2 protein-coding genes are annotated in these 1,303 nt (G+C 42.4%); both read right to left on the bottom strand.

What is annotated here, in order from left to right; all coding sequences use genetic code 11:
- Positions 1-38: 38 nt before the first annotated feature.
- The gene (locus L6I86_RS35500; protein WP_236293639.1) at positions 39-902 is read right to left on the bottom strand and encodes an IS3 family transposase; all 864 of its coding nucleotides are present in this window, start codon (positions 900-902) and stop codon (positions 39-41) included.
- A gap of 11 nt (positions 903-913) precedes the next feature.
- Positions 914-1,231 carry a transposase gene (locus L6I86_RS35495; RefSeq protein WP_236293637.1) on the bottom strand — a complete coding sequence of 106 codons (318 nt, stop codon included), beginning with the start codon at positions 1,229-1,231 and terminating at the stop codon, positions 914-916.
- Between the last annotated feature and the right edge of the window lie 72 nt (positions 1,232-1,303).

Here is a 1,303-nt window from a genome sequence, read left to right as displayed (position 1 = left end):
TGGACCTCTGTCAAGAAAGTAGACACCTATTAAGAGAATTAACTAACTTCTTTGTAGTAGTTTTCTTCATATTGAACTGGTGAAAGGTAACCTAAAGAACCATGGATCCTTTTACGATTGTAAAAAAGTTCAATGTACTCGAACATATCTTGTTGTGCTTGGGCTTTGGTCAAAAATCTCGTACAGTAAATAAACTCTTTCTTTAGCACGCTGTGAAAAGATTCGATGCAAGCATTGTCATAACAGTTACCTTTTCGACTCATGCTAGCTCGCATATGGTATTTCTTAAGTCTTGCGCGGTATTCTTCTGATGCATATTGTGAACCACGATCGGAGTGATGCAGCAGTCCCTTAGGTGGTTTTTGGGCCTCATAGGCTTGATCTAAGGCAGCGAGAACTAAGTCGGTCGTCATACGGTCTCCGAGCTTCCAACCTACAATTTTACGTGTATATATGTCTAAAACACTAGCAAGATACAAACGGCCTTGACGGCACGGGATATAGGTAATATCTGTGACCCAGACTTTGTTAGGCGCCGTTGTTTGGAAGTTCTGATTTAGCACGTTAGGCGCAATAGGAGAATCGTGCTTGGAATCGGTTGTTTGAACTCGAAACTTCCTGGATACACAGGAACGAAGCCCAGCACCCTTCATGAGCTTTCCTACCAAACGCTCTGACACCGTCCAGCCTTCACGCTGCAAAGTCTCTGTGATTTTAGGACTTCCGTACCGGCCAAAATGGTCATGGAAGATGAAAGTAATTCGTGCTAATAGGGCTGCTCTGCGCTTCTGGTAGCTGTTCATTAAGGCTTTTCCGTTCAACCATTTGTAATAGCCACTCCGGGACACCTCAAGTGTCTGGCACATCTTCTCCACTGAAAATTCAGAGTGATGATCTTCAATAAACTGGAACCTTAGTTCCTTGGTTTGCTGAAGATGTGCACGGCCTTTTTTACAATCGCAAGTTCTTCTTCAGCTTCAAATATCCGGCGATCCTTCTCTGCGAGTTCACGTTCTTTTTCCTTTAAGAGTTGCTCCAATTGACGTATTTTCTCTGGACTCGCAAGGGACTCACTTTCAAATTGACGGTATTTCGCGACCCATTGATGAAGAGTTCCCGCTGGAATATTTAACTCCTCAGCAATTTCCGCTACTGTTTTCGTTTGTTCTTGAATAAATTTTACCGTTTGTTGTTTAAATTCATCATTGTACCTTTGCCGTTGTTCACCCATTGTGAACACCTCCTCGTTGTATCTATTATCTTAAATCTGTTAACGAGGTGTCCACTTTTTATTCTAGTTGCA

The organism is Paenibacillus allorhizoplanae, assembly GCF_927798215.1.
Taxonomy (GTDB): Bacteria; Bacillota; Bacilli; order Paenibacillales; family NBRC-103111; genus Paenibacillus_E; species Paenibacillus_E allorhizoplanae.
This window is presented reverse-complemented; position numbering and strand designations above follow the sequence as displayed.

Coding starts and splice junctions, on each gene's coding strand:
- L6I86_RS35495 (WP_236293637.1), bottom strand. CDS start 1,231: ATGGGTGAACAACGGCAAAGGTACAATGATGAATTTAAACAACAAACG.